This is a genomic window from Microbacterium sp. cf046 (assembly GCF_900114345.1).
Lineage (GTDB): Bacteria > Actinomycetota > Actinomycetes > Actinomycetales > Microbacteriaceae > Microbacterium.
Map to the genome: position 1 here is coordinate 990,662 of NZ_FOZJ01000002.1, position 25,744 is coordinate 1,016,405.

The 25,744-nt window shown below is 69.8% G+C and carries 28 protein-coding genes and 1 tRNA gene; 11 read left to right on the top strand and 18 right to left on the bottom strand.

The window, feature by feature from the left end; translation table 11 throughout:
* Window positions 1-17: 17 nt before the first annotated feature.
* Entirely contained in the window at window positions 18-815 is a 798-nt protein-coding gene (gene otsB, locus BM349_RS10975; RefSeq protein WP_091706878.1) for a trehalose-phosphatase, read from the bottom strand.
* Window positions 812-2,230, bottom strand: a complete 1,419-nt coding sequence (locus tag BM349_RS10980; protein WP_091706879.1) for an alpha,alpha-trehalose-phosphate synthase (UDP-forming) — start codon at window positions 2,228-2,230, stop codon at window positions 812-814. Before BM349_RS10980 ends, otsB begins: the two co-directional genes overlap by 4 nt.
* Window positions 2,231-2,310: 80 nt before the next feature.
* Here BM349_RS10980 and BM349_RS10985 point away from each other — a divergent pair, with 80 nt between their 5' ends.
* Window positions 2,311-2,565: a hypothetical protein gene (locus BM349_RS10985; protein WP_091706880.1), complete on the top strand. Its 255-nt coding sequence runs from the start codon at window positions 2,311-2,313 to the stop codon at window positions 2,563-2,565.
* Here BM349_RS10985 and BM349_RS10990 read toward each other — a convergent pair.
* From BM349_RS10990 to BM349_RS11005, 4 genes are read right to left on the bottom strand one after another with little or no spacing between them, the layout of a single operon-like run.
* Complete coding sequence (locus BM349_RS10990) at window positions 2,543-3,010, bottom strand: GNAT family N-acetyltransferase (protein ID WP_091706881.1); 468 nt, start codon at window positions 3,008-3,010, stop codon at window positions 2,543-2,545. The two genes, BM349_RS10985 and BM349_RS10990, sit on opposite strands and share 23 nt — an antisense overlap.
* 47 nt (window positions 3,011-3,057) lie before the next feature.
* Window positions 3,058-4,242, bottom strand: a complete 1,185-nt coding sequence (locus BM349_RS10995) for an acetyl-CoA C-acetyltransferase (RefSeq protein ID WP_091706882.1) — start codon at window positions 4,240-4,242, stop codon at window positions 3,058-3,060.
* Window positions 4,239-4,892 carry a 3-oxoacid CoA-transferase subunit B gene (locus BM349_RS11000; protein WP_175525268.1) on the bottom strand — a complete coding sequence of 218 codons (654 nt, stop codon included), beginning with the start codon at window positions 4,890-4,892 and terminating at the stop codon, window positions 4,239-4,241. Before BM349_RS11000 ends, BM349_RS10995 begins: the two co-directional genes overlap by 4 nt.
* Entirely contained in the window at window positions 4,889-5,671 is a 783-nt protein-coding gene (locus tag BM349_RS11005; RefSeq protein ID WP_091706883.1) for a CoA transferase subunit A, read from the bottom strand. The genes BM349_RS11000 and BM349_RS11005 overlap by 4 nt, the downstream gene beginning before the upstream one ends.
* 110 nt (window positions 5,672-5,781) lie before the next feature.
* On the opposite strand from BM349_RS11005, the gene BM349_RS11010 reads away from it, so the two are divergent.
* Window positions 5,782-6,573 (top strand): IclR family transcriptional regulator, encoded by a 792-nt coding sequence (locus tag BM349_RS11010; RefSeq protein WP_091706884.1) that lies wholly within the window; start codon window positions 5,782-5,784, stop codon window positions 6,571-6,573.
* Between the two features lie 3 nt (window positions 6,574-6,576).
* On the opposite strand, the gene BM349_RS11015 is transcribed toward BM349_RS11010, so the two are convergent.
* From BM349_RS11015 to BM349_RS11030, 4 genes are all read right to left on the bottom strand, one after another.
* Window positions 6,577-7,479 (bottom strand): alpha/beta hydrolase, encoded by a 903-nt coding sequence (locus BM349_RS11015; RefSeq protein ID WP_091707262.1) that lies wholly within the window; start codon window positions 7,477-7,479, stop codon window positions 6,577-6,579.
* Entirely contained in the window at window positions 7,476-8,228 is a 753-nt protein-coding gene (locus tag BM349_RS11020) for a 3-hydroxybutyrate dehydrogenase (protein ID WP_091706885.1), read from the bottom strand. The genes BM349_RS11015 and BM349_RS11020 overlap by 4 nt, the downstream gene beginning before the upstream one ends.
* A 38-nt stretch (window positions 8,229-8,266) precedes the next feature.
* Window positions 8,267-8,830: a ribonuclease H family protein gene (locus BM349_RS11025; RefSeq protein ID WP_091706886.1), complete on the bottom strand. Its 564-nt coding sequence runs from the start codon at window positions 8,828-8,830 to the stop codon at window positions 8,267-8,269.
* Window positions 8,830-8,905 (bottom strand) — tRNA-Lys (locus BM349_RS11030). Before BM349_RS11030 ends, BM349_RS11025 begins: the two co-directional genes overlap by 1 nt.
* Before the next feature lie 93 nt (window positions 8,906-8,998).
* On the opposite strand from BM349_RS11030, the gene BM349_RS11035 reads away from it, so the two are divergent.
* Both BM349_RS11035 and BM349_RS11040 read left to right on the top strand, forming a co-directional pair.
* Complete coding sequence (locus BM349_RS11035; protein ID WP_091706887.1) at window positions 8,999-9,847, top strand: inositol monophosphatase family protein; 849 nt, start codon at window positions 8,999-9,001, stop codon at window positions 9,845-9,847.
* Window positions 9,844-10,416 carry a hypothetical protein gene (locus BM349_RS11040; protein ID WP_091706888.1) on the top strand — a complete coding sequence of 191 codons (573 nt, stop codon included), beginning with the start codon at window positions 9,844-9,846 and terminating at the stop codon, window positions 10,414-10,416. Before BM349_RS11035 ends, BM349_RS11040 begins: the two co-directional genes overlap by 4 nt.
* 15 nt (window positions 10,417-10,431) lie before the next feature.
* On the opposite strand, the gene BM349_RS11045 is transcribed toward BM349_RS11040, so the two are convergent.
* The 5 genes from BM349_RS11045 to BM349_RS11065 all read right to left on the bottom strand — a co-directional run bounded on the left by BM349_RS11045 (window position 10,432) and on the right by BM349_RS11065 (window position 14,401).
* Window positions 10,432-11,127 carry an anti-sigma factor gene (locus BM349_RS11045; RefSeq protein WP_091706889.1) on the bottom strand — a complete coding sequence of 232 codons (696 nt, stop codon included), beginning with the start codon at window positions 11,125-11,127 and terminating at the stop codon, window positions 10,432-10,434.
* Window positions 11,114-11,695, bottom strand: a complete 582-nt coding sequence (locus tag BM349_RS11050) for an RNA polymerase sigma factor (protein ID WP_091706890.1) — start codon at window positions 11,693-11,695, stop codon at window positions 11,114-11,116. The genes BM349_RS11045 and BM349_RS11050 overlap by 14 nt, the downstream gene beginning before the upstream one ends.
* Before the next feature lie 12 nt (window positions 11,696-11,707).
* Complete coding sequence (locus BM349_RS11055) at window positions 11,708-12,346, bottom strand: class F sortase (RefSeq protein ID WP_254773828.1); 639 nt, start codon at window positions 12,344-12,346, stop codon at window positions 11,708-11,710.
* A gap of 36 nt (window positions 12,347-12,382) precedes the next feature.
* Window positions 12,383-13,219, bottom strand: coding sequence for a DUF4397 domain-containing protein (locus BM349_RS11060; protein WP_091706892.1), 837 nt, complete (start codon window positions 13,217-13,219; stop codon window positions 12,383-12,385).
* 99 nt (window positions 13,220-13,318) lie between these two features.
* Window positions 13,319-14,401: a DNA glycosylase AlkZ-like family protein gene (locus BM349_RS11065; RefSeq protein ID WP_254773829.1), complete on the bottom strand. Its 1,083-nt coding sequence runs from the start codon at window positions 14,399-14,401 to the stop codon at window positions 13,319-13,321.
* A 52-nt stretch (window positions 14,402-14,453) separates the two neighbouring features.
* Between BM349_RS11065 and BM349_RS11070 the strand changes: the two genes are divergently transcribed.
* The gene (locus BM349_RS11070) at window positions 14,454-14,828 is read left to right on the top strand and encodes a nuclear transport factor 2 family protein (protein WP_091706894.1); all 375 of its coding nucleotides are present in this window, start codon (window positions 14,454-14,456) and stop codon (window positions 14,826-14,828) included.
* Between the two features lie 41 nt (window positions 14,829-14,869).
* Here the strand turns inward: BM349_RS11070 and BM349_RS11075 are convergent, their stop codons facing one another.
* Complete coding sequence (locus BM349_RS11075; protein ID WP_091706895.1) at window positions 14,870-15,844, bottom strand: zinc-binding dehydrogenase; 975 nt, start codon at window positions 15,842-15,844, stop codon at window positions 14,870-14,872.
* A gap of 159 nt (window positions 15,845-16,003) precedes the next feature.
* On the opposite strand from BM349_RS11075, the gene BM349_RS11080 reads away from it, so the two are divergent.
* Entirely contained in the window at window positions 16,004-16,942 is a 939-nt protein-coding gene (locus BM349_RS11080) for an SDR family oxidoreductase (protein WP_091706896.1), read from the top strand.
* A 78-nt stretch (window positions 16,943-17,020) separates the two neighbouring features.
* Window positions 17,021-17,875 carry a helix-turn-helix transcriptional regulator gene (locus BM349_RS11085; protein ID WP_091706897.1) on the top strand — a complete coding sequence of 285 codons (855 nt, stop codon included), beginning with the start codon at window positions 17,021-17,023 and terminating at the stop codon, window positions 17,873-17,875.
* Here BM349_RS11085 and rox read toward each other — a convergent pair.
* Together rox and BM349_RS11095 are read right to left on the bottom strand one after the other, a co-directional pair.
* Window positions 17,865-19,319: a rifampin monooxygenase gene (gene rox, locus BM349_RS11090; protein ID WP_091706898.1), complete on the bottom strand. Its 1,455-nt coding sequence runs from the start codon at window positions 19,317-19,319 to the stop codon at window positions 17,865-17,867. The two genes, BM349_RS11085 and rox, sit on opposite strands and share 11 nt — an antisense overlap.
* The gene (locus BM349_RS11095) at window positions 19,319-19,660 is read right to left on the bottom strand and encodes a YciI family protein (protein ID WP_091706899.1); all 342 of its coding nucleotides are present in this window, start codon (window positions 19,658-19,660) and stop codon (window positions 19,319-19,321) included. Before BM349_RS11095 ends, rox begins: the two co-directional genes overlap by 1 nt.
* A gap of 209 nt (window positions 19,661-19,869) precedes the next feature.
* Between BM349_RS11095 and BM349_RS18765 the strand changes: the two genes are divergently transcribed.
* Genes BM349_RS18765 through BM349_RS11110 form a run of 4 tightly spaced genes read left to right on the top strand, consistent with a single transcriptional unit; the run spans window position 19,870 to window position 25,704 of the window.
* The gene (locus BM349_RS18765; RefSeq protein ID WP_175525270.1) at window positions 19,870-20,034 is read left to right on the top strand and encodes a hypothetical protein; all 165 of its coding nucleotides are present in this window, start codon (window positions 19,870-19,872) and stop codon (window positions 20,032-20,034) included.
* Entirely contained in the window at window positions 20,031-20,855 is an 825-nt protein-coding gene (locus BM349_RS11100; RefSeq protein ID WP_175525271.1) for a DUF2118 domain-containing protein, read from the top strand. Before BM349_RS18765 ends, BM349_RS11100 begins: the two co-directional genes overlap by 4 nt.
* Entirely contained in the window at window positions 20,852-23,062 is a 2,211-nt protein-coding gene (locus BM349_RS11105; RefSeq protein WP_091706901.1) for an NHLP family bacteriocin export ABC transporter peptidase/permease/ATPase subunit, read from the top strand. The genes BM349_RS11100 and BM349_RS11105 overlap by 4 nt, the downstream gene beginning before the upstream one ends.
* Window positions 23,059-25,704 (top strand): NHLP bacteriocin export ABC transporter permease/ATPase subunit, encoded by a 2,646-nt coding sequence (locus tag BM349_RS11110; protein ID WP_091706902.1) that lies wholly within the window; start codon window positions 23,059-23,061, stop codon window positions 25,702-25,704. The genes BM349_RS11105 and BM349_RS11110 overlap by 4 nt, the downstream gene beginning before the upstream one ends.
* The last annotated feature ends 40 nt before the right edge of the window (window positions 25,705-25,744 follow it).

Consider the following 25,744-nt stretch of genomic DNA (forward strand, 5'->3'; position numbering starts at 1 on the left):
TCGCTCCCGAGGGGCACCTACTCCCGCGCCGCGGCCCGCATCCTCGCCAGCAGACTCAATGCGGCGGCCAGATCTTGGATGCTTCCCACACGTACGGACGCGGCGGTCCGCCCTTCTCCGACGCGGATGCCGAGGTCGTCGGGTCCCAGGCTCGCCAGGGCGTCCTCATCCGTGACGTCGTCGCCCGCGAACAGCACAGCGGTCGCGCCGACGCGCTCGCGCAGCGCGGCGATGGCGGCGTCCTTGCCCTCGTGACGGAAGGAGTACTCCACGATGTTGTGTCCGGTGCGGCGGCGCCAGTGCGGCGCGCGCTCGGCCACGAGCCGGTCGGCGGCATCGCGGGCGAAGCGGGCGTCCTCGTCCGACGCGACACGGGTGTGGATGCCGAACCCGAACGTCTTCGGCTCCACCCACACGCCATCCAGACCCCCGAGCTCCGCGGTCATCGCGTCGCGCAGCTCGTCGCGCAGCGCGTGTGCGGCATCGTCGTCGTGCGTGTCGAGCTCGCCTTCGCCCGGTACCCAGAACTCGGCGCCGTGCGAACCGGCGAGGTGGATGGGCGAGTCGTCGCCGTGCTCGGCGATCTCCCGGAGATCGTGCAGACTGCGGCCGGACACGAAGGCGACCGGCGTGTCGGCGAGCGCGCTCAGTGCGGCGACCGCGGCCGCGGCATCCGGCAGGGCGCGGGCGTTCATCGGCTCGTCCTCCAGCGGCGCCAGGGTGCCGTCGAAGTCGAGCGCGACCAGCAGGCGATCGGATGCCGCGATGCGCCCCAGGCTCTCGGTGAGGGTCTCGCCGTCGGTCGGTGCGGTCATGCGCTTCTCCCATGGTGGAACTCTGCGAGCGCCGCGAGGAACTCGCGCGACCAGTCCTCGACGCTGTGCTCGAGGACGCGGCGGCGCGCCGCGCGCATGCGCCGCCCCTGCTCCCCCGGCGTCATCTCGACCGCGCGCATCATGGCCTCTTTGAGGCCCTCGATGTCGTGCGGGTTCACGCGCACCGCCGTCCCCAGCTCGTCGGCGGCGCCGGCGAACTCGCTGAGGATCAGCACGCCGCGGTTGTCGATGCGCGAGGCGACGTACTCCTTGGCGACCAGATTCATCCCGTCGCGCAGAGCCGTCACGAGCATGACGTCGGCCGCGAGGAACAGCGCGACCATCTCCTCGCGGGGGTACGCCTGGTGCAGGTAGCGGATGGCGGTGTGGCCCATCGTGTCGAAGTCGCCGTCGATGCGCCCGACGGTCAGCTCGATCTCGTCGCGCAGCTGCACGTACGCGGCCACCCGCTCGCGGCTCGGGCTGGCGACCTGCACGAGGGTCACGTCCTGAACGCTGAGCTTGCCCTCTGTGAGCAGCTCACCGTAGGCCTTGAGGCGGTGGCGGATGCCCTTGGTGTAGTCCAGGCGGTCGACGCCGAGGAAGATCCGCGAAGGGTTGCCGAGGCTCTCGCGGATCTGGCGGGCCCGCGCCTGCACGTCCTCGCGCCGCGCGAGCTCGATGTACGAGGAGGCGTCGATCGAGATGGGGAACGCCTTCGCGAGGGCGCGTCGGGTCGTGCCGTCGGAGTTCGGGACGGCGATGCCGGACGCCTTGGTGTCGTACCGCAGCTGACGCCGGACGGCGCGGGCGAAGTTGCCGGCATCCGCGACGCGCTGGAAGCCGATCACGTCTGCACCCAGGAGCCCTTCGAGCACCTGGCGTCGCCACGGCAACTGCGAGTAGAGACCGTATGCCGGGAAGGGAATGTGGTGGAAGTAGCCGATCACGAGATCGGGGCGCAGGTTTCGCAGCATCCGCGGCACGAGTTGCAGCTGGTAGTCCTGCACCCACACCGTCGCTCCATCCGATGCGGCCTCCGCGGCCGCCTCGGCGAACCGGCGGTTGACGCGGACATAGGCGTCCCACCAGACGCGGCTGTACCGCGGCTCGGCGATCACGTCGTGGTACAGCGGCCAGATCGTGTCGTTCGAGAAGCCCTCGTAGTACAGCTCGATGTCCTCGGCGCTGAGCCTGACCGGCACGAGGAGCGTCCCCTCGAACTCGAACGGCTCGAGCTCGACATCGGGCTGGCCGGTCCACCCGACCCACGCTCCGTCGGCCTTCTGCATGACGGGCTCGAGCGCGGTGACCAGACCTCCCGGGGAGCGCCGCCACGCGTCCTCGCCGTCCGCGCCGACAGTGCGGTCAACCGGAAGCCGGTTGGCGACGACGACGAAATCGGCCTTGTCCAACGCGCACTCCTGACAGCCGGGGGAACGTCCAGGCTAACAGCGCCGCACCGACGGCCATGGCTCGGGGTAGCGTTGTCGGCATGCGCAAGTACCTCTTCGGCACCGGGCTCATCACGGCGGTCATGGGCGGCATCACGCTCCTGCGCGGACTGCGCAGCGAGGACCGATTCACCTGGCGAGTGGGCCTCGCGTGGCTGAGCTGGGCAATCTCGCTCGCGCTCGTCATCGGGACCATCGTGGATGTCCGGCGCGCGTCGATGGGCAAGCTCATCGACACCGACTCGCCCATTGCGCCGAAGGCCGAGAAGATCTTCAGACGAAGTCTCCGGCAATAGTCGCCAGATCGATCTCGTAGTGCATGAAGCCGGTGTCCTGAGCGACCCGGTCGTAGAGCTCCCTGGCCTTGTGATTGCTCCGCTGCGTGAGCCAGTACAGCTTGTCGCACCCGGACCGCTCGGCCCACGCCCGCACGTAGGCGATCAGCGCACCACCGGTGCCGCCGCCTCGGGCCCCGGGGTGGACGTACAGGTCCTCGAGGTAGCAGTACGGTCCGTCCGCCCATGTCGACGGGTGGGTCAGCCAGTTGACGAAGCCGATCGCGTGGCCCGCGTCGTTTCGCGCGATCGCCCCGTGCACGGCGTCGCCGTCGCTCACCAGGCGGGCGAATGTCAGTTCCGTCTGCTCGGTCGACAGTGCAGTCTCGTAGAACTCCAGATAGGCCCACCAGAGCGCGAGCCAGTCATCGTGATCATCCGCGGTGAGAGGGCTGAGAGTCGTCATGCCGATGAGACTAGACCCGCAGCCGCCGCTCCCACCCGGTGGCGGCGTCAGCGGGTGAGGATGAGCGCGTCGCCCTGACCGCCACCGCCGCACAGCGCGACGGCTGCGGTGCCGGAACCGCGGCGGACCAGCTCGTGGACCGCGTGCACGACGAGCCGGTTGCCGGACGCGCCGATCGGGTGACCGATCGCGATGCCGCCGCCGTGGATGTTCACGACGTCGTCGGTGAGCCCCAATTCGACCTGCGATCGCGCGACGACGGCCCCGAACGCCTCGTTGATCTCGACGATGTCGAGCTGGCCGGGCGTGATGCCCTGCTTGCGGCACGCCTTCTCGATCGCGCGGGCGGGCTGCGCGTGCAGCGAGTTGTCGGGGCCGGCGACCTGGCCGGACGCGCCGACGACGGCGAGGACGGGCCAGCCGTTCTCGTCGGCGTGCGAGCGTGTAGTGAGCACCACGGCGGATGCGCCGTCCGAGATCTGCGACGAGTTGCCGGCGGTGATCGACCCGCCTTCCGCGAATGCCGAGCGCAGCGTGCCGAGCGTGTCGACTGTGGTCTCGGGGCGGATGCCCTCATCGACCGTCACGACGAGCGGGTCGCCCTTGCGCTGCGGGATCTCGACGGGGACGATCTCGGCGTCGAAGACCCCCGCGTCGGTCGCGGCGGCGGCGCGCTGATGCGATCGCGCCGCGACCGCGTCCTGCGCCTCGCGGGTGACCTCGAGACGCCCGTTGTGGCGCTCGGTGGAGGCGCCCATGCTCTCGCGGTCGTAGGCGTCGGTCAGTCCGTCGTACGCCATGTGGTCGAGCACCTCGATCGAGCCGTAGGCCCAGCCCTCACGCGAGCCCATGAGCAGGTGCGGCGACCGGGTCATCGACTCCATGCCGGCGGCCACCACGACGGTGGCGTCGCCGACCGCGATCATGCGTGCACCGTCGATGATTGCCGTCAGACCCGACAGGCACACCTTGTTGACCGATGACGAGTGCACATCCCACGGGATGCCGGCGCCGACCGCGGCCTGACGCGCGGGGTTCTGCCCTGACCCGGCGGGCAGCACCTGGCCGACCAGCACCGCATCGACCGATTCGGGGGCGATGCCGCCCTGTGCGAGCGCGCCCCGGATCGCTGCGCTGCCGAGCTGCACCGCCGTGAGCGAGGACAGCTGGCCCTTCAGCCGGCCCTGCGGAGTGCGGGCCGCAGCCACGATGACGACGTCGTCCATGTTCATGCACCCACCTTAAGCTCGTCCGAAATCTTGAGGGGCGGCTCCGTCGCGGCGATGACCTCGTCGACGCTGACCCCAGGCGCCGTCTCGACCAGCACGAGTCCGGCATCCGTCACGTCGATCACCGCCAGGTCGGTGATGATGCGGTGGACCACGCGCTTGCCGGTGAGCGGAAGCGAGCATTCGTTCACGATCTTCGCGGAGCCGTCGCGCGCGACGTGCTCCATGAGCACGATCACGCGCCCGGCGCCGTGGACGAGGTCCATTGCGCCACCCGGGCCCTTGACCATCTTTCCGGGGATCATCCAGTTCGCGATGTCGCCGGATGCCGAGACCTGCATCGCTCCGAGGATCGCTGCGTCGATCTTGCCGCCGCGGATCATGCCGAAGCTCGTCGCGGAGTCGAAGAACGCGGCGCCCGGCAGAGTCGTGACGGTCTCCTTGCCCGCATTGATCAGGTCGGGGTCGACGTTCTCCTCGGTCGGGTAGGGACCCACGCCGAGGATGCCGTTCTCGGACTGCAGGGTCACCCGCACGCCCGGGGGCAGGTTGCTGGGGACGAGGGTCGGGATGCCGATGCCGAGGTTGACGTACGAGCCGTCGGCGAGCTCGGCAGCCGCGCGCGCGGCCATCTCGTGGCGCGTCAGTGTCATGATCGGTTCCCTTCCGTGGTGGTGACCGTGCGTCGCTCGATGCGCTTCTCGATGTCGCGACCGACCTCGATGATGCGGTGGACGTAGATCCCGGGCAGGTGGACGCAGTCTGGATCGAGTTCGCCGGGTTCGACGAGCTCCTCGACCTGCGCGATGCAGATGCGACCCGCCATCGCCGCGAGCGGGTTGAAGTTGCGGGCGGCCTTGTTGAAGATGAGGTTGCCGTAGCGGTCGCCCTTCAGCGCGTGTACGAGGGAGAAGTCGGTCACGATCGCCTCCTCGAGCACGTACTCGCGCGGCGCTCCGGAGACTTCGAGCGTGCGGGTCTCCTTGACCGGCGACGCGATCGCGACGCCGCCCTCGCCGTCGTAGCGGCGCGGCAGTCCGCCCTCGGCGACCTGCGTCCCGACGCCCGTCTGGGTGAAGAAGGCGCCGATGCCCGAACCGCCGGCGCGAAGCTTCTCGGCGAGCGTGCCCTGCGGGGTGAGCTCGAGCTCGAGCTCGCCGGAGAGGAACTGGCGCTCGAACTCCTTGTTCTCGCCGACGTACGACGAGGTCATCTTCCGGATGCGCTTCGCGTTCAGCAGGATGCCGAGCCCCCAGTCGTCGACGCCGCAGTTGTTGCTCACGATGCTGAGGTCGGTCGTCCCCTGCGCGAGCAGCGCCTCGATCAGCGCGGTCGGGTTGCCGGACAGCCCGAACCCGCCGACGGCGAGCGAAGCTCCGTCGGGGATGTCGGCCACGGCCTCGGCGGCGGACGCGTACGTCTTGTCGATCACGTGAGGACTCCTGTGTCTGAGTGGATCTGTGCCTCCATCCTGCGCGCGCCGCGGCGAACCTGCACCGCTGCCGTTGCCATGTGGATCACAGGAGGTCTAGTGTCCATATCGTGGACACTGCCCGCGAACGCTCCGTGCCCGGCGCCCAGTCCGTGGCCCGCGCGGCCCGCCTCCTGCGGCTCGTGACGACCGCGGGCGACGACGGCCTCAGCGTCGCCGACCTCGCCAGACGAGCCGATCTCACCCGCCCCACCGCGCATCGCCTGCTCGCCGCGCTCCACCGTGAGGGGCTCGTCGATCAGGACGAGCGCAGCGGCCGGTGGATGCCTGGGCCGGAGCTCTACTTGATGGGCACGGTTGCGGCATCCCGCTACGACATCACCGGGATCGCGCGCGACATCGTGCGATCACTCGCCGTGCGAACGGAGGAGAGCGCGTTCCTCTCGGTGCGCCGCGGCGACGAGACGGTGTGCCTGCTGCGGGAGGAGGGGAGCTTCCCGATCCGCTCGTTCGTGCTGTCGGAGGGCGTGCGCTTCCCGCTCGGCGTGGCGTCGGCGGGGCTCGCGATCCTTGCGTTCCTCCCACCTCACGATGTGGACGCGTACTTCGAGCGGCATCCCGATCTGTCGGAGCAGTGGGGTGCCGCGCACGGCGAGCAGCGGCTGCGCGCCCGCCTGCGCGAGACCCAGGCCCGCGGGTACGCGCTCAACCCCGGACTCATCGTCGAGGGCAGTTTCGGGCTCGGTGCGGCCGTGTTCAGTCGCGACGGGCATCCGCAGTGGGCGCTGAGCCTGACCGGGGTCGAATTCCGTTTCGGGGCCGACCGGCTCTCGGACCTCGGACGCACCCTTCTGGCCCATGCGCACCAGCTGACGACGCGGGTGGCCGCGACCCATCGGTGACGCCTAGCCGAGTGCGGCAGGCTGCTCGTGCACGACCGCGGCGACGGCGTCCGCACCGCGCGCCGAGAGGACGATGGTGTAGTGGTTCACGTCGGCGACCGGGACGTGCCCGAGTCCGGGATGCGCCGCGAGCAGCCCGGGCAGCCGTTCCTCCGCATACAGCGGCGGCACCTGGTCGAGCAGTCCGCGCGCTGCGGTCAGCAGCACTGTCGGGCGAGGCAATCGATCCAGCGCGTCGGCGATGGCCGTGCCGCTGTTCTGGTCCACCGAGTCCTCCACGAGGGTGGCGTAGCTCGTCGCCGGACGCAGCTCGGGCTCGTCGCCGACGAGGTCGTACGCGAGGTACCGCTCGAGCTCCGGCGTCCAGTCCCGCCGGAAGGCGGGATGGCCGCGCCAGAAGTCGAGATAGTCGTCCCCGGAGGCGAATCGCATCGCAAGGCGTTCGGCGGTCGGCCCGAGGACGAGCCGGATGATCTCGTCGGTGGACAGCCCCTCGGGCAGATCCAGCGGAAGTCCGCCGTCCACGAGCACGACACGCGAGACGCGCTCGGGTTGCAGGTCGGCCAGCACCAGTGCGACGAACGCGCCCATCGAGTGGCCGACGACGATCGCGTTGTCGACCTCCAGGGCATCGAGCACGGCGACGAGATCGTGTGCGTGCGCCGCGAGCCCTGCCGGCCCGACCAGGGCGTTGCTGCGTCCGCGACCGCCGAGATCGGGTGCGATGACCTGGGCGTCCGGCAGCCGATCGGCCACGAACGGCCAGGACAGGTGGGATGCCGTCACCCCGTGGATCAGCAGCACCGAGGGGGCGGCATCCGTCGGCGCGTCCCACACTCCGACGCGCAGGTCTCCTCCGGCCACGGGCACATCGACTGTGCGGTAGCGGGCGGTGGGGTCGGTCACCGGGCCGTCCACCCGCCGTCCATCGTGTACGACGCGCCGGTGACCATGCCGGCCCTGTCGGAGACGAGCCAGCCGACGAGCGACGCGACCTCTTCGGGCTCGATGAGCCGCTTGATCGCGTTCTCGGTCAGGAGCACCTTTTCGAGGACCTCCTCCTCGGGGATGCCGTGCACGCGCGCCTGGTCGGCGATCTGATGCTCGACCAGCGGCGTGCGCACATACGACGGGTTGACGCAGTTGCTCGTCACACCGTGCGCCGCACCCTCGAGCGCGGTGACCTTCGACAGTCCCTCCAACGCGTGCTTGGCGGTGACATAGGCGGACTTGAACGCGCTCGCGCGCAGGCCGTGCGCGCTGGACATGTTGACCACACGTCCCCAGCCGCGCCGGTACATCCCGGGCAGCACCGCCCGCAGCAGGAGGAAGGGCGATTCGACCATCAGGCGGAGCATGAGGCGGAAGGTCTCGGGGTCGAATTCGTCGATCGGACTGACGTGCTGGATGCCGACGTTGTTGACCAGGATGTCGACGTCCAGCGAGATGTCCTCCAAGGAGGCGGTGTCCGCCAGGTCGACCAGCCACGCATCGCCTCCGACCTCGTCGGCGATGGACTCGGTCAGATAGACGTGGTGGTCGGCGACCACGATGTGCGCGCCGCGCGAGGCGAACTCGCGCACGCAGGCGAGTCCGATCCCGCTGGCTCCCCCGGTGACGAGTGCGCGCTTGCCCGCGAGGTCCTGTTCGGTCATCGGTCTTCTCCTCGGTCGACTGCGCTGGACCTATCGAATCACGTGGGAGACGCGGATCGGCGCGTGCGCGAAGGCTTGTCCTCGCCCGCCTTGGGCGCGTCGACCGTCACGTCGATGCGCTCCTGGCCGCGATCGCTGGACCAGATCGCGGCGAGCCCGCGGTCGCCGTGATGCGAGGCCCGGACCGCGCGCTCGTCCGCCCAGCCGTTCAGACGATGCCCGGCATGGCCCTTCACGTGCTCGAACGTGACGTCGGGCAGACCGGCGGCTCGCCGGGCGTCCCGCGCATCCATCAGAGCCGCGAGGATGTCGGCGTTCTTCGTGGGCGCGCCGGTGCTCGTCTTCCAGCCGCGGCGCGAGTGGGCATCCATCCACGTGCGGTAGGAGTTGATCGCGTACATCGAGTCCGCCTGGATCAGCAGATCATCGACCTCGGCGTTGTCGCGGATCGCGTACAGCACGGCCAGCAGCTCGCCGATGTTGTTCGTGCCCGCCACCAGCGAACCCGCGGCCCAGCGGCCGTCTTCGCCGACCCACGCCCAGCCGGCCGGGCCGGGATTCCGCATGCACGCGCCGTCCGTCGCGACGGTGTATGTGCTCATGGTGCACCCCCAGGGACTTGAACCCTGAACCCACTGATTAAGAGTCAGTTGCTCTGCCGATTGAGCTAGAGGTGCATGGTTCACGATGGGCGAACCGAGGGTAAACGTTACCATCACGATCACGTCACCGGGAAATCGAGCCGGCATCGCCCCGGTTATCCTTGACAGGTGACCTCCCCCTCACTCCCGGTGTCCTTCCGCGCGCCTTTCGAGGGCGATCTGCGGGCAGATCTGGCGCTCGCACTGCGACTGGCGGATGCTGCGGACGCGGCATCCATGGCCCGCTTCGACGCCGCCGACCTCGATGTGCAGCTCAAGTCCGACGCGACGCACGTGACCGAGGCCGACCTGGCGACCGAGCGCGCCATCCGCGCGATCGTGGAGGCGGAGCGTCCCGAAGACGGCGTGTTCGGCGAGGAGTTCGGCGTCACGGGGAACTCCTCGCGGCAGTGGATCATCGACCCGATCGACGGCACCGCGAACTACCTCAAGGGCATCCCGATGTGGACCACCCTCATCGCCCTCTCGATCGACGGCGTCCCGCGTGTCGGGGTGGCCAGCCAGCCTGCGCTCGGCCGGCGCTGGTGGGCCGCGACCGGCCTCGGAGCATGGACGAACACCCCGGGCGGGACCCCCGCCCGGCTGTCGGTGTCATCGATCGACTCCATCGCGGAGGCGAGCGCGAGCTTCCAGAGCATCAGCCAGTGGGACGAGGCCGGCCGGCTGGATGCCGTCATCCGGCTGTCCCGGGCGGTGTGGCGCGACCGCGGCTACGGCGACACCTGGCCGTACATGCTGCTCGCCGAGGGCCGGCTCGAGTTCGTCGCCGAGTTCGGCGTCAAGGAGTACGACATCGCCGCGCTGGTGCCGATCATCACGGAGGCAGGCGGACGGTTCACCTCATTCGACGGGAACGACTCGCTCGCCGAGCGATCGTCGCTCGCCACGAACGGCAGCCTGCACGAGGCCTTCCTCGACCTCCTGCGCCCGACAGGCGAGACGGAGACGACGCGATGACGCGCGCACTCACGCTTTTCGGCGCATCGGTCGTGATCGCGGCGACGCTGCTCGTCGCCACCGGCTGCACCGGCGCGCCCGGCACGCCCGACGGCCCCGAGACTCCGACGCCGGTGGCGACATCGCCGCAGCCGACCCCGGAGGTCACGCAGTCGGCCGAGCCGGCCGGCGACCCGACCTGCGAGACGATCATCCCCGCCTCGACGGTGGAGGATTTCGAAAGCGTGGGCTGGACCGCACGCGCCGAATCCTTCCGGATCGGCGCGACGGAGATCGCCGGAGGCGTCCAGTGCATCTGGGGCGACTTCAGCACCGCGACCGACCATGTGCAGATCTACGGATGGGCGCCGATCTCGGCGGAGGATGCCGCCGATGCCCAGGCGCAGCTGGTCGCGATGGGATGGCGCAAGGAGGATGTCTCGGCGGGCGTCATCGTCACCGAGAGCGCCGACACCACGGTCGCGACGGATGCCGACGGGTACGGCCTGACGTATCTGTTCGGCGACGGCTGGGTGAAGTACGCGGACACGAAGCAGGGGCTGCTGCTCGTGGTGTGGCCGTCCCCCTGACCGGGAACCCGTTCGCTAGAGGAACGTGAGTTCGCCCCGGACGATCGAATCGCCGGAGTGATCCGGGTCGCCGTCGTCTGGCTCCTGGGAGACGTCCACGAGCACGTAGTCACGCAGGTCGACACCGGCGGGGACGGCGAAGGTCTGCTCCTTCCCGTCGAGCACACCCAGGCTGACCAGCGCCGACGCGTCTGCGGTGATCAGCCACACTTCGCGGAACGTGTCGGGGGCGGCATCCGCGCTCAGCGCGACGTGCACGGCGAGGGTGCCGTCTGGCTGCTCCTCGACGATCGCGGTGCCCTCGGCGTTCGGGTGATCCGGGAACGGCTGCAGCTCCGCCTCGGCGATCTCGGTGGGCGCGACGCGCTGACTGACGGCCCACACGCCGAGGCCGACACCGGCGACGAGCACGAGCGACGCCGCGAGTGCCCAGATCCGCCATGCGCGCCGCGGGCGTTCCGGGGCGGCATCCGGTGGCGTCGGGGCGCCGCCTAGAGAGAGCTCCTCCGCGATGCGGTCCCAGACGGCCGCAGGCGGTGATTCGAGCTCGCCGATGTCCATGCTCGCGCGGCCCGCGACGGCTGCGTGACGCAGCGCCGTGAGCTCGTCGATGCATGCCGCGCAGTCGGCGAGGTGCTCCGATTCGGCGGGCGCGGAATCCGGCTCCCCCAGCGCAAGGAGCGCCAGGCGCTCAGGATCAATGTGCGGCATGTGTCACCTCCAGTCGCGTGCGCATCCGCTCCAGACTTCGTCGGATATGGCTCTTGACGGTGCCGAGCGGCATGTCGAGTCTGCGGGAGATCTCCTGATGGGTGAGATCGTCGAAGAATGCGAGTTTCATGACCTGCCGTGCATCGGGTTCCAGTCGTTCGATCTCCTGGGCGACCAGCAGGGTCTCGCCGAGATCGACCTCGGGCGTGACGAGGTCGTCCGGCCGCGTGACGCGCTGCAGTTGCTGCTGCAGCGCGCGGATGCGGGTGCGCGCCTCGTGGGTGTCGGCGATCCGGCGCTTGGCGATCGCGACCAGCCAGGTCGAGAGGCGGGCCCGGTTCGGGTCGAAGTTGGCGCGGGAGGTCCACGCCGAGACGAACGTCTTCTGCGTCACGTCCTCGGCGTCGGTCCGATCGCCGAGCGATCGGAGGGCGAGGGTGAACACGACCGGCGACCAGCGCCGGTACGCGTGCTCGAGCGCGCGCTCGTCGCCCGCGATGAAGCGCGCGTCCCACGAGGCTTCCTCGTCGTGTTCCGCCCGTTGTGCGCCCTGCTCACCTCGGCTCACGCGCTCATCCCGTCATCCATCGGTACGCGGCGCGGCCACGACGACGACATTGTCCTCGTAATGGCCGGTGCTGCTGTCGAATTCGCCTCCGCACGTGATCAGCACCAGCGCTCTGGTGCCGGTCCGCGCGAAGATCTCGTTCGTGGGGAGGTCCTGCTTCGGATAGTACGTCACCGACACGACCCCGTACGAGGCGACCGAGCCGTCTGCCCCGACCACGGTCACCTCGGCATCGGGGTCGAGGTCGCGCAGGTCGGCGAACGGGCCGATCGGGTAGTCCGGCGAGTCGATGTGGGCGGAGATCACGGTGTTGCCGTCGCTGCTCCACGGATCGGGGCCGAATCGGTACCACCCTGCGATCGCAGGGTCAGGCGGCAGCTCCATGAAACCGCCGGATTCGACCCCGACCGGGACGACCTCCATGTCGATGCCCAGTTGCGCGATCTGCACCCGCACGGGCGGGAGTGACGCGCGCACGGGCGCCGGCGCGCTCGAGACGATCGGGACATCGACGGCCGCCGTGGGAGCCGGCATGGGCGTCGGCGTCGAGGTCACCGAGGGTGCGCCCGCCCCGCTGGGGGACGGGGCGGGCGCACATGCCGAGAGGGCGACGACGGCGAGCACCAGTGGTGCGATCAGACGTCGGGTCACGGAGGCTCTCTCGGGGTTTCGCGGTGAGGTGTGGGCTCAGCCGTCGATGCGCGCGGTCCGCGCTCGGCGGGCCACGAGGACGACCGCGACGGATGCCGCACCCAGGGCGATCGCGATGCCGGCGATCCACAGTGCCTGGGTCATCGCGTCACGCTCGGCCGCATAGCCGGCCGTCCCGGACGGAACGCCGCCCGGAGTCGTGTGCCCGACGGTCACCGTCTGCACCGCGAGCGCGAGGTTCTCTCCCTCGAGACTCCCCCACGCATAGACGATGGTGAGCACGCCGTCCTGCACTGCGACATCGGCCGGGCCGATGAGCGGGTCGGTGGTCCCGGCAGCGGCCACGGAGACCGAGAGTGTGCCGACCGGCAGGTTGAGGGTCGCCTCATCGGGGTTCACGAGGCTGGAGATGACCGCACTCCCGCCCGCGAGGACGTCGACTGCGGGGGCGGCCGCGACGTGGCGGACGGTCAGGCGGCCTTCGCCGGCGTTCGTGGTCGCGATGTCGTTGGTGAACAGGTTCAGCGCCGGGGTGCCCGCCTCGTCGAGGTTGGCAGTTGCCGTGTAGCTCTTGCCGGCCTCGAGTGTGAGGGTGGCGGGCCCGAGGATGGGGGCGCTGTCATCTGCGGCATCCGGTGCCGTGAGGGCCACCTCGTAATCGCCGGCGGCGAGATCGAGCGGTCCGGCGAGGTCGCCGGGCTGGAAGTCGTCCAGTGTGAGCTCTCCGTTGACGTAGACGTCGACGGGAGTGTCCGGGATGCCGTGAAGCACCGAGAGGTCGGCGGTCGTCGGCGAGATGGCCTGGGCGGGAGCGATGAAACCCGCCGCGAGGGCGAATCCTGCTACGACGCCGGCCGCGATTGTCTTGCGCACGTTGTCCTCCTTGTGGGGCGGCTCGTTCCGCCCTGCAAGGAGTACTTCCCCGCGAACACCCGCTACGGATGCACGCGTGCGAGATTCGTGAGGGCTGGCCTAGCGCGCCTCGATCACAGTGAGCCCGAGCCATTCGCCCAGCTCGGAGATCTCGGCGCGCACCATCTCCGCTTCCTCCGCCTCGAACGGGAGGAACTCGTGCACGGCGTTCACGCGCAGCGCTTCGCGGTCCTTGTCCACCTCGGCATCCAGCATCCCGACGAATCGATCGCCCATCAGGATCGGATGAGCGAAGAAGCCGTATCTGCGCTGCGGCTTCGGCTTGAACTGCTCGAGCACGTATTTGAACTCGAAGATCTCCTCCAGGCGGGGGCGGTCGTACAGCATCCCGTCGTACGGGTTGAGGAACGCGACGCGCCCGCCGTCATCCTCCTCCAGCGCGGCGATCGCCTCCGGGTCGACGCGGAACCTCCACCTGCTGCCCTCCACGCTCGCGGGGTCGCCGGCCTTTCCGACCGCGTTCCACCAGCGATCGCCCTCCTTCGCGATGCCGGCGGCTTGCAGCGTGCGAAGACGGAGGAGCTCCTTCGCCTCGTACTCGGGATACTCGGGAAGATCCTGCGGGTAGACCCGCTCGGCGAGGTCCCACCTGCGGTGGCGCCCCTCGCGGCCCACGATCGCCACCTCGCCCTTCCGCATCAGGAAGTCGAGCATGATCGGCACCTGGTTGGAGCCGGACCACCCGTCCGGCGGTCGACTCACCTGCGCGGTGTCGGGGATGTCGGCGGCCAGCAGCGCACCCTCCGCGCGCAGGCGGGCGAGCACGTCCGCGCGGAATCCGGCGTTCGCCTCGAGCCACTGCCGGGTGCTGTCGCGGCGCGGCCACTGTCGCATCGTGGGCTGCATCAGCGGCAGCAGGCTGATCGGGCGGAATGCGCCGTCGAACTCGAAGAGCAGCCGGTCCATCTCGACCGCCTTCGTCAGCTGGCCGGGCTCGTACGACCAGCCGATCCGAGACCACAGGACGGTGTGCTCGCACGGGGCGATCGTCGCGGTCGGGTCGATCTTGACGTATGTGAGCTGCTCCGCGACCTCCACGACGTCGCCCGGGCGGTCGGCGTCCAGCAGCTGTGCGCGCACGACAAGGCGGCGAGCCTGATCGCGGGTGAGCTGATGGGTCACGATTCCGAGCGTAACGATGGGTCGTGTCGGAGGTGGCGGGTAGACACGCAGCATGAATGCAGTCGTACAGAACTGGCTCGACGGATATCTGCGCGCATGGTCGTCGAACGATTCCGAAGACATCCGCGCACTGTTCACGGAAGACGCCACATACGCGGGCGGTCCGTTCGACCCCGAGCCGTGGGTCGGCCGCGAGGGAATCGTCGAGGGCTGGCTCGCACATCAGGATGAGCCCGGCTCCTGGTCGTTCGAGGGCGTTCCGCTCGCATACTCGGACGGGGTGGGCGTCATCCAGGGCCGCACGGACTACGGCGACGGAAAGCTGTACGCCAACCTCTTCGTCGTGACGTTCGCCGAAGACGGACGTGCGCGATCGTTCGTGGAATGGTTCATGGAGCCCGGCCCGGTCCGTTCCGATCAGGAGTGACGCGAGCCGCGGAGCACGCCTGCCCCTGCACCTGTCTGGCCTCAGAACCGGAGCAGGATCTTTCCTTCACGGCCTGGTTCGGCACTCGCGGCCGCGGCAGCACGCGCCTGCTCGAAGGGGAACACTTCGCCGACGGGAAGGTCGATCTCGCCCGAGCCGACGGCGCGCAGCAGTTCGCCGAACAGCGCGCCGCGGGTGGCTGGATCGATCGACCTCGCGGCAGTGGTGGCCCAGAACCCCTTCACGGTCGTCCCGCGGAAGATGAGGTCGCCCGCCGAGAGCTGCAGCATCTCCGAGCCCATCGCGCCGAACGAGATGAGCGTGCCTCCGTCGCCCAGGAGCGAGAGGAGCCTGCCGGCCGCCGTTCCGCCGACTGAATCGACCGCCGCACGCGGTCGGGCGCCGTCGAGGATCTCTGCGACACGATCGCGCCAGCCGGGGCTGTCGGTCGAGACGACATCGCGGATGCCGAGCGCCGCGAGTTCGTCGACGGCCGCTTGACGGCGCACCAGGCCGAGCACGCGGATGCCGCGCGCCGGTGCGAACTGCGCCACCAGTTTGCCGACCATGCCGTTGGCGGTGTTCTGCACGATCCAATCCCCTGACTCCACCTCGAGCGACTCCAGCAGCGCGAGCGCGCTGAAGGGCATCGACATGAGCTGGGCCGCGGTCTCGTCGCTCATGGTGTCGGGCACCGGCACGAGGCCTGACGCCTTGGCCGTGAAGTACTCCGCCCATGCGCCGAACGTTCCACCCGTCACCCGCTGGCCGACCTGAAGCCCTTCGACGCCGTCGCCGAGCGCATCGACGATGCCCATCGCCTCACTTCCTGACCCAGCCGGCAGCTCGGGCTTGAATCCGTAGTCGCCGCGGATGGTCCACAGGTCGTGATTGTGGATCGGCGCGAGCACCGTGCGGACGCGCACCTCCCCCGGCCCGGGCTCCGGAAGCGGTCGTTCCCCGACCTCGAGCACCTCGGTCGGGTCACCGAATTCCGTGTGGATGAGTGCGCGCATGATGGTGATGCTCCTCGATATCGCGGCGTGGTCCAGCGAGTTCGAGCGTACGACCTGCCTGCCACGGATCGGCGATCCCTGGGTAACCGCGCCCTGAATGTCGACGCGGCATCCGCGGAGCATTGCAGCATCGCGTCACGACACTCAGGAGCTGCAGCCATGCCGAAGACCATCGACATCACCGTCCCCGACCTCACGGGGCGCCTCGCCCTCGTCACCGGCGCGAGCGACGGCGTCGGATTCGAGATCGCCGCCCGGCTCGTGCGCTCGGGGGCGGAGCTGATCATGCCGGTCCGCAACGTGCAGAAGGGCGAGGAGGCGGCAGATCGCATCAGGCAGCGCACGCCCGGAGCGCTCGTCCGCATTGCAGAGCTCGATCTGTCGTCGCTCGACTCGGTCGCCTCGTTCGCGGACGACATGATCGCAGCCGGACGCCCGATCGGCATCCTGATCAACAACGCCGGTGTCATGAACCCTCCGGCGCGGCAGCTGACCCGCGATGGGTTCGAGCTGCAGTTCGCGACCAACCATCTCGGCCACTTCGCACTCGTCGCCCGCCTGCTCCCGCTGCTTCGCGACGGGCACGCTCACGTGACGAGTCAGGTGAGCATCGCGGCGAACGAGGGCGCGGTCAAGTGGGACGACCCCAACTGGGAGCGCGACTACGACCCGATGAAGGCGTACAGCTCGTCCAAGATCGCGTTCGGCCTGTTCGCGACCGAGCTGCAACGGCGTTCCGATGCCGCGGGCTGGGGCATGCAGAGCAACCTGTCGCATCCGGGGGTCACGCCGACCAACCTGCTCGCCGCCCAACCCGGAATGGGGCGGCCCGACGACACGACCGCCGTCAGGTTCATCCGCGCGATGTCGCGCCGCGGTCTGCTGTTCGGAACTCCGGCCTCCGCAGCGCTGTCGGCCGTGTATGCCGCGACCAGCCCGGAGGCGAGGGGTGGGCGGCTGTACGGGCCGAAGGGCTTCCAGCACCTGCGCGGTCTGCCCGCCGAGCAGCGCCTCTATTCGCGGCTTCAGGATGAGGATGCCGCCCGCCGCATCTGGGATCTGTCAGAGCAGCTGGTGGGAGTGAAGGTCGCCGGCTGACCCCCTCCGGACCTCGACCGCGCACCCAGGGACCGCCGGTCCCTTGTTGCGCCCACGCCGATCTCGGAGACTCGAACCATGGACAGAGCCCAGCTCGCGGACTTCCTCCGCCGACGCCGAGAAGTGCTGCAGCCCGAAGACGTCGGCCTGCGCCGTGGCTCGCGGCGCCGCACCGCCGGGCTGCGGCGGGAGGAGGTCGCCGCGCTGTGCGACATGTCGGTCGACTATTACAGCCGGCTCGAGCAGAGTCGCGGCCCCCAGCCGTCCGAGCAGATGCTCACCGCGATGGCGCGTGGCCTGCGGCTGACGCTCGATGAGCGCGACCATCTGTTCCGGTTGGCCGGCCACACCGCGCCGGCGCGGGCGCTGCGCGGGGATCACGTCTCCCCGGGCATCATGCGGGTGCTCGATCGGCTCGCCGACACGCCGGCGCAGGTGATGACCGAGCTCGGCGAGACCCTGGCGCAGACCCCCGCAGCCCGGGCGCTCTTCGGCGACGAGACCCGGTTCGAGGGATTCATGCGCAGCGTCGCATACCGCTGGTTCATGGATCCGTCGGCGCGGGACGTCTACCCCGTCGAGGACCACCCGATGCATTCGCGCGCCTTCACCGCCGACATCCGCACGGTCTCCGCGAAGCACGGCGCCCGTTCGCGCGCCGGTGCGATCGTCGACGCGCTCCTGGTCGAGAGCCCCGAGTTCGCGCAGCTGTGGGAGGCGCACGATGTCCGCAGCACGCACCCGCTCGAGAAGCGCGTGCAGCATCCGGAGGTGGGCGTCATGGAGCTGCAGTGCCAGTTCCTGATCGACCCCGACCAGGGGCAGACCCTCCTCGTCCTCACAGCCACTCCGGGCACGGAGAGCTACGACCTGCTCCAGCTGCTCTCCGTGATCGGCACGCAATCACTCGAATCCGGCGACGTCACCCGCTGACGGCGACCCCGAACCACCTCTCGAGCGCGAGACGCATCGTGAGCGCGTCGTCTCGGCCGCCACCGATCCACACGACGTACCCGTCGGGCCGCAGCAGCACCGCCGGTGCGTCCAGCTCGGCACCCGTGTCCACGACCCGGTCGACTCGATCCGCCCATCCGTCCACCGACGTCGATCCGGTCTGATCCAGCAGCAGCCCGCGACCCTCGTGCATGAGCTCGTACAGCGTTCCGCCCGTCAGCCGGATGTCGCGCAGCCGCCGACCGAGCAGTGCGGGCCCGTCGCCGACGTCGTATCGGATGCCGATCCCGGCGATCCGCTCGGCCAGGTATCGGCTGACGTCATCGATGTCCATCAGCTCGGTCAGGAGCCGCCGGACCGCCTGCGGACCCGGCTCCGGCGAGATCAGCTCGCTCTGCGCGCGCGTGAGGTTCAGGACGTCGTCGGCGACCGCATGCCGCTCCGTGAAGTAGCTGTCGACGAGATCTTCGGGTGCCCAGCCGTCGATATCGGCGGCGAGCTTCCAGCCCAGGTTGAAGGCGTCCTGGATGCCGAGGTTCAGTCCCTGGCCGCCGAGCGGCGGATGCACGTGCGCAGCGTCGCCCGCGATCAGCACCCTGCCGTCTCGGTATCGATCGGCCAGGCGGATCGCATCGCTGAACCTCGAGAGCGAGCGTGGTGAGTGCACGCCGAAATCGGTTCCGGCGTACGCCCGCAGCTGCGCGCGGAACTCCTCGAGGGTCGGCGGCGTCGAACGATCCTCCGACACCGTCGCTGCAGGGACGACCGCGCGGAACAGCCCGTCGCCGGCCGGCCCGATCCCGAATCCGCGGTGCGTCTTGCGCACCTCGTCCGAGACGGCAGTGATCTCCGCCGCCGGCGCGGTGACCTGGACCTCCCCGAGGATCCATTCCGTCTTGGCGGGCTCGCCGGGGAATCCCACTCCCAGCAGCTTCCGCACCAGGCTGCGCCCACCGTCGCAGCCGACCAGCCAGCGCGCCCGCAGCCTTCCGCCGTCTGAGAGGTCGACGGTGACTCCGTCCTCATCCTGCTCGAAGCCGGTCACCTCGGAGCCTCGGCTGATCTGCGCGCCCAGCTCGGCCGCATGCTCTGCGAGCAGCCGATCGGTGACCGGCTGCGGGATGCCGAGCACGTAGCCGTGGGCTGTGTCGAGATCCGTGGGCGCGGGCTTGTCGATCCCGGCGAATCGTCCCACCCCGCCCGGATACTGCTGTCCCGCGGCGAGGAATCGGCCGAGCAGTCCGCGCTGGTCGAGGATCTCGATGCTGCGCGGGTGCAGGCCGAGCGAACGGACGGCCGCGCTGGGCTCGGCTTCCCGCTCCAGCACGCGCACGTCCACGTCATGCAATCGGAGTTCGCTCGCGAGCATCATGCCGGTCGGACCGCCGCCGACGACCGCGACATCGACCTGATCGGCCCTCATCAGCTCGCGGGGTCGTACATGAACTCACGCAGCTCCTGGGGGCAGCGGCACGCGACTGCGATCTTCGCGGCCCACTTCACGGCCTCCTCGCGCGAGCTCAGCTCGAGGACCGTGTAGCCCCCGTTCGGCACGGTGACTCCGGGGTACGTGCCCTCGGTCACGGTGCCGTCGCCCGCCACCCGAACGGGTGCGACATCCTCGTCGATCCCTCCTCCGAAGACGTACACACCCGCGGCCTTGGCCTCCTCGATCACTGCGTGCGAGTCGCGCGACACGGCCGGCAGGTCCTCGGCAGGGAAGACCATCGCTTCGCCCGGGAAAGAGATCAGGTACTTGGTCATCCGTCGACTCCTCGTCCTGCGGCTTCATCCGACCGCGCGTCATATTCTCGTCCGCCGCGCGGCGGCGCGCGACGGTGTCGACGGTGCTGGAACAGCCGCCTCCGCTTCCGTCACCAGGGTTGCCCACCGCGGGCTCCGGCTGGCAATGTTCGCAGAGACGCGATCGTCGATGTGCCGGAGGGCACCGCGCACGGGGAAGAGGAGCCGACATGTCGCAAGATCCGAAGGCGGCGGAGCCGCCGCCTCCCCCGGTCGCGCAGTCCGGCCCCATCGAGTCGCGGGAGCTCACCGACGAGGAGCTGGACTCGATCGCGGGCGGTGACGGCGCGTGGGGCGACGAGATCAGTCGACTGCGGAACGGCGGGATCACGTGAGTCCGACGCTGTTCCGCCCCAGCGCCGTCGCACACCTGTCCAGCCCTGAGCAGCTCGACACGGTGGTGCGGGTCACGCGGCCGCGCAGCTGGATCGCGCTGGCGGCCGTCGGCGTGGTGCTGATCAGCTTCGTCGTGTGGTGCTTCGTGGGCACCGTGCAGACCACGTTCCCCGGCGGCGGAGTGCTGCTCACCCAGTACGGCACCTTCAACAGCGTGACCCCGCAGACGGGGCAGGTGACATCCGTGCTGGTCGCCCAGGGCGATGAGGTGCGAGCGGGCGACACGCTGGCGACCGTCGAGACGGAGGATGCCGAGACGGTGATGGTGACCGCACCCACCGACGGCAGCGTCGTCGAGATGCTCGCCTACCCCAGCGATCACGTCGAGGCTGGATCGACGGTCGTCAGGATCCAGCCCGCCGACGAGGAGCTGCACTGCTTCATCTACGTGCCGATCAGCGCGCGGCAGCCGATCAAGCCGGGCATGCCGGTGCAGATCGATGTGACGACAGTCCCCTCGGAGCAGTACGGACTGCTGCTCGGCACGGTCGCGAAGGTCAGCTCGCACCCGGCGACGCGCGAGGGGGTCGACGCGCTGCTGAACAATGCGGACGTCACGCAGATCGTCGTCTCCGGCAACCCCGTGATCCAGGTCGAGGTGACCCTCACCCCCGCGTCGACCCCGACCGGCTACGCGTGGACCTCAAGCCAGGGGCCGCCTGAGCCGCTCAGCGCAGGCACCCTCGTCAACGCCACCGTGATCACCGCCGTGCAGCATCCGATCGCACTGCTGTTCCCGTCCGATCGGGCATCGGAATGACGGGTGGCACGCTGACCGCGCCCGCGGAGGTCGCATTGCCGTCCACCCGGCGCGAGCGGACCCCCACGGTGCTGCAGATGGAGGCCGCCGAGTGCGGGGCGGCATCCCTGCGGATGGTGCTGGCCCACTACGGCCGCTGGGTCCCGCTGGACGAGCTGCGTCAGGAGAGCGGCGTCTCACGCGACGGCGTCAAGGCGAGCAACATCGTCAAGGCGGCGCGCAGCTACGGCATGGTCGCGAAGGGATTCAGTCAGGACATCGACGCGCTGCGGGCCGGGCCGCTTCCGGCGATCGTGTATTGGAACTTCAACCACTTCCTCGTGGTGGAGGGCTACGCGCCGGGTCGCTGGTTCCTCAAGGATCCGGCGTACGGCTCACGGGCGGTGAGCGACGCCGAGTTCGACCGCTCGTTCACCGGCATCGTGCTGCGCCTCGAGCCCGGGGCGGACTTCCGACGCGAAGGGCGTCCGCCGTCGGTGCTGACCGGACTCGCCGGCCGCATGCGCAATTCGCTCTCGGGCCTGCTCTACGCGGTCCTCGCGGGCCTCGGCCTGGTGATCCCAGGACTCGCGGCCGCGGTGCTGACGAAGGCGTTCGTCGACCAGGTGCTCGTCGCCGATCAGCCGGGTGCGATCTGGCCGATCCTGGGCCTGCTCGCCGGGGCGGCGCTGATCGTGCTGCTGCTGACTGCGCTGCGGTCCCACTATCTGCTCAGACTCGAGACGAAGCTCTCGCTGCACAGCTCGGGCGTGTTCCTCTGGCACATCCTTCGATTGCCGGTGTCCTTCTACGCCCAGCGCTCGGCGGGCGAGATCGCGGGCCGGGTGTCGCGAAACGACCGCGTGGCGGTGGTGCTCTCGAGCGAAGTCGCGGCGGCCGTGATCGACTCGGTCGTCGTCGTGTTCTACTTCGCGGTGATGGTGAGCTACAGCCCCGGGCTCGCGCTCGTGGCCGTCGCCGCCGCGGTGATCAACATCCTCGTGCTGCGCAAAGTCGGCCGGCGCCGGCGAGACGAGAACCTCCGCGTGCTGCAGGACAGCGGTGCGCTGCTGGGCAGCGCGATGAGCGGGATCCGTTCGATCGAGTCGGTCAAGGCCGCCGGGCGCGAAGCGGACCTCTTCACCCGCATCGCCGGACTGCACGCGAAGACCGTGAGCGGTGCGCAGCGTCTGGGCGACGCATCCCTGCCCCTCTTCGTCGTCCCTCCGCTGATGGCCGGCCTCACCACCGTCGCGGTGCTCGGGTGGGGCGGCCTGAACGTCGTGAACGGGGCGATGAGCCTCGGCACGCTCATCGCCTTCCAGCTGCTCATGGGCCGAGCCGCCGAGCCCATCGGCCGATTCGTCGCGCTCGGCGGCACGCTTCAGGAGGTCGGCGGGGATCTCGAGCGCCTGGACGACGTACTGGCCAACCCGATCGACGAGATCGCCGATGCACAGGCGAACCGGGTGGACGACGACGCGCCAGTGCGACTCACCGGCCAGCTCGAGCTGCGGAACGTGACCTTCGGCTACAGCCCGCTCGAGCCGCCGCTCCTGAACGGGGTCAGCCTCATCCTGCGGCCGGGCAGCCGGGTGGCGCTCGTCGGCGGCTCGGGCAGCGGGAAGTCGACGATCACCCGTCTCGTGGCGGGGCTGTATCACCCGTGGAGCGGTGAGATCCTCTTCGACGGCATCCCCCGCGACGACTGGCCGCGTGACACGATCACCACCTCCGTCGCCCTGGTCGACCAGAACATCACGCTGTTCAGCGGCACCGTGCGCGACAACCTCACGATGTGGGACCCGTCGATCCCCGAGCAGCGCGTCGTGCAGGCGGCGCACGATGCCTCGATCCACGAACAGATCGCCCGACGCCCCGACGGCTATCTCACCGAGGTACGGGAGTCCGGCGCGAACTTCAGCGGAGGCGAAGGACAGCGACTCGAGATCGCCCGCGCCCTCGTGCCGGAGCCGCGGATCATGATCCTCGACGAGGCGACGAGCGCCCTCGATCCGACGACCGAAGCGCTGATCGATCGCAACATCCGCCGTCGCGGCTGCACGACGCTGATCGTCGCGCACCGGCTGAGCACGATCCGCGACTGCGACGAGATCGTGGTCATGGAGCGCGGCCGCATCGTCGAGCGCGGCACCCACGACCAGATGATCGGCAGCGGCGGTCCCTACAGCCGCCTGTTCGCCGCCGACGGAAGCGAAGACGAATGAGCGACCATCGGGATGCCGCCGCCGGCGCCTCCGCCGCGGACGCCGAGCTCGAGCTCGGCGCCAATCGTCCCCTCCTCCTGAGCGGCGCGGATCGGTCGTGGCTCGTCGTCCGCGGGGTCATCGAGGTGTTCTCCGTCGCCGGCGACGCGGGTGAACCGGACGCCCCTCGTCTGCACATCGCGACGGCGACGAGCGGCGAGGTCCTCTTCGGCATCGATGAGTCACGCGCCGGTTCGCCGCGCCTGGTCGCGGTGGGCGGAGCCGACTCGGCCGTACGTATCGTCGCCGTCCTCTCGCCCGATGACCGCCGGGTGCGCTCCCGGTGGGTACGAGAACTCGCCGCCGCGGTGTCGGCCGAGAGCGACCCGGCGCACACCACGGACCTGCTCGACAGCGCGGAAGATGCGGACGAGGCGGACGAGGCCCTCGGTCGCGCGATCGCCGCGCGGCGTGAGCAGGTCCGGGCGGATGATGCCGCGCGCGTGCTCGCGCAGCGGATGCAGCACGAGGGCGCGATGTCCGACGGACTGGAGACCCTCGGCGATCTGGTCGGGACCGGCGACGCGCGCATACTGCGGCGCAGCGTCGGCGACCCGCTCTTCGCGGCGTTCCGGCTGGTCGCGAAGGCGCAGGGCGTCGCGCAGCCGTCGGCCGGCGTGGGCTCACCCGGCGAGGATCCGCTGCTGCGAATGGCCGAGGCTTCGGGCACCCGCATCCGCCGAGTGCTGCTGAACAGCGAGTGGTGGCAGCAGGACTCCGGCCCGATGCTCGGATACGTCGCCGATGGGCATCGCCCGGTCGCGCTGATCCCTGTCCGGTCGGGGCGGTACCAGGTCGTCGATCCTGTCGCCGGCACCCGCACCCTGATCGACGGCCCCGGCGCAGACGCGCTCGAACTCGAGGCGTTCGCGGTCTACCGGCCCCTGCCCGATGGACCCCTGACCGTGGGCGGGCTCGTCCGGAGCTCCCTCGTGGAAGCGAAGGGCGACATCGCACGACTGCTCGCCTTCGCGCTAGGCGCGGCGCTGCTGGCACTCGCGGTGCCGATCGTCACGGGTCAGATCGTGGGCAGCGTCATCCCCGAGGCGAACCTGCCCGAGCTGCTGCAGCTGACGCTGGCGCTGCTGGTCGCGACGCTGGCCGGCGCTCTCCTGCAGCTGACCACGGTGATCGCGGTGCTGCGGATCCAGGGCAGGGTCGACCGGTATCTCATTCCGGCACTCTGGGGTCGACTGCTGTCGCTGCCGACGACGTTCTTCCGGCGATACACCGCGGGCGACCTGGCATTCCGGGTGCAGTCGGCCGGTGCGATCGTGAAACTCGTCAGCGGGACGTCGGTCAGCTCGCTGCTGGGTGGCGTCTTCTCTCTCGTGAGCCTCGGCCTGATCTGGTACTACAGCATCGAGTTCGGCGTGATCTCGACGGTGCTGCTGGCCCTCCTGGTCGCGACGATGTTCTTCACGGCCCGGGTGCAGCTGCGCCGGATGCAGGCCGTCGAGCGGGCCTCCGGAAAGCTCACCGGGATGCTGCTGGAGTTCATCAGCGGGCTCAGCAAGCTGCGCGTCGCAGGTGCGCAGGAGAAGGCCTTCCGGCTCTGGGCGATGCAGTTCAGCTTCAAGCGCGAGCGATGGAATTCGGTCAGATCGGCCGAGAACTTCGGCGCCGTGATCGGCGCGGTGTTCCCGATCGTCTCGTCGATCGTGCTGTTCGCCGCAGTCGGGCTCAGTCAGCAGCCGCCCGTCTCGCCGGGCGTGTTCCTCGCGATCAGCGCGGCGTACGGTCAGGTGGTGGTCGCGCTGCTCGGGATGTCGAATTCGACCACCCAGTTCATCCGCACCCTCCCCGGCCTGCAGCGCATCCTGCCGGTGCTGGTCGAGCAACCCGAGGAGGACGCCGCCAAGGCCGACCCCGGCGTGCTGCGGGGGGCGGTCGAGTTCAGCGGGATCACGTTCCGCTATCAGGCCGACGGCCCGGTCGTGCTGGATGACGTGTCCATCAGCATCCCCGCCGGCAGCTCGGTCGCGCTCGTCGGACCCTCCGGCTCTGGAAAGTCGACGCTCGGACGTATGCTGCTCGGCTTCGAGGAACCCGAAGAGGGCGGCGTGTTCTTCGACAACCAAGACCTCGCCGGGTTGGACGTGCGGGCGGTCCGCCGGCAGCTGGGCGTCGTGCTGCAGTCGGTGCAGCTGCTGCCGGGGACGATCCTCTCGAACATCATCGGCGAGGCGGTCGACCTGACGATCGACGATGCGTGGCGCGCCGCGGCCGACGCCGGTCTCGCGGCTGACATCGAGGCGATGCCGATGGGCATGCACACCGCGATCTCGGAGGGCGGTTCGACCCTGTCGGGTGGGCAGAGGCAGCGTCTGCTGATCGCGCGAGCACTCGCAGGCGATCCGCGCATCCTGCTGTTCGACGAGGCCACCAGCGCGCTCGACAACACGACCCAGGCGATCGTCGCCGACAGCCTCGCCGCGCTCTCTGCCACCCGGATCGTCATCGCGCACCGGTTGAGCACCGTGATCGGCGCGGACTGCATCTACTACCTCGAGCGCGGGCAGATCGTCGAGTCGGGCACGTTCGACGAATTGATGGCGCTCGACGGCAGATTCGCCGCGCAGGCGCGCCGGCAGCTGACGTAGCGGTTCCGCGATGTGTTGGGGCCACGCGCGGGCCGGACCG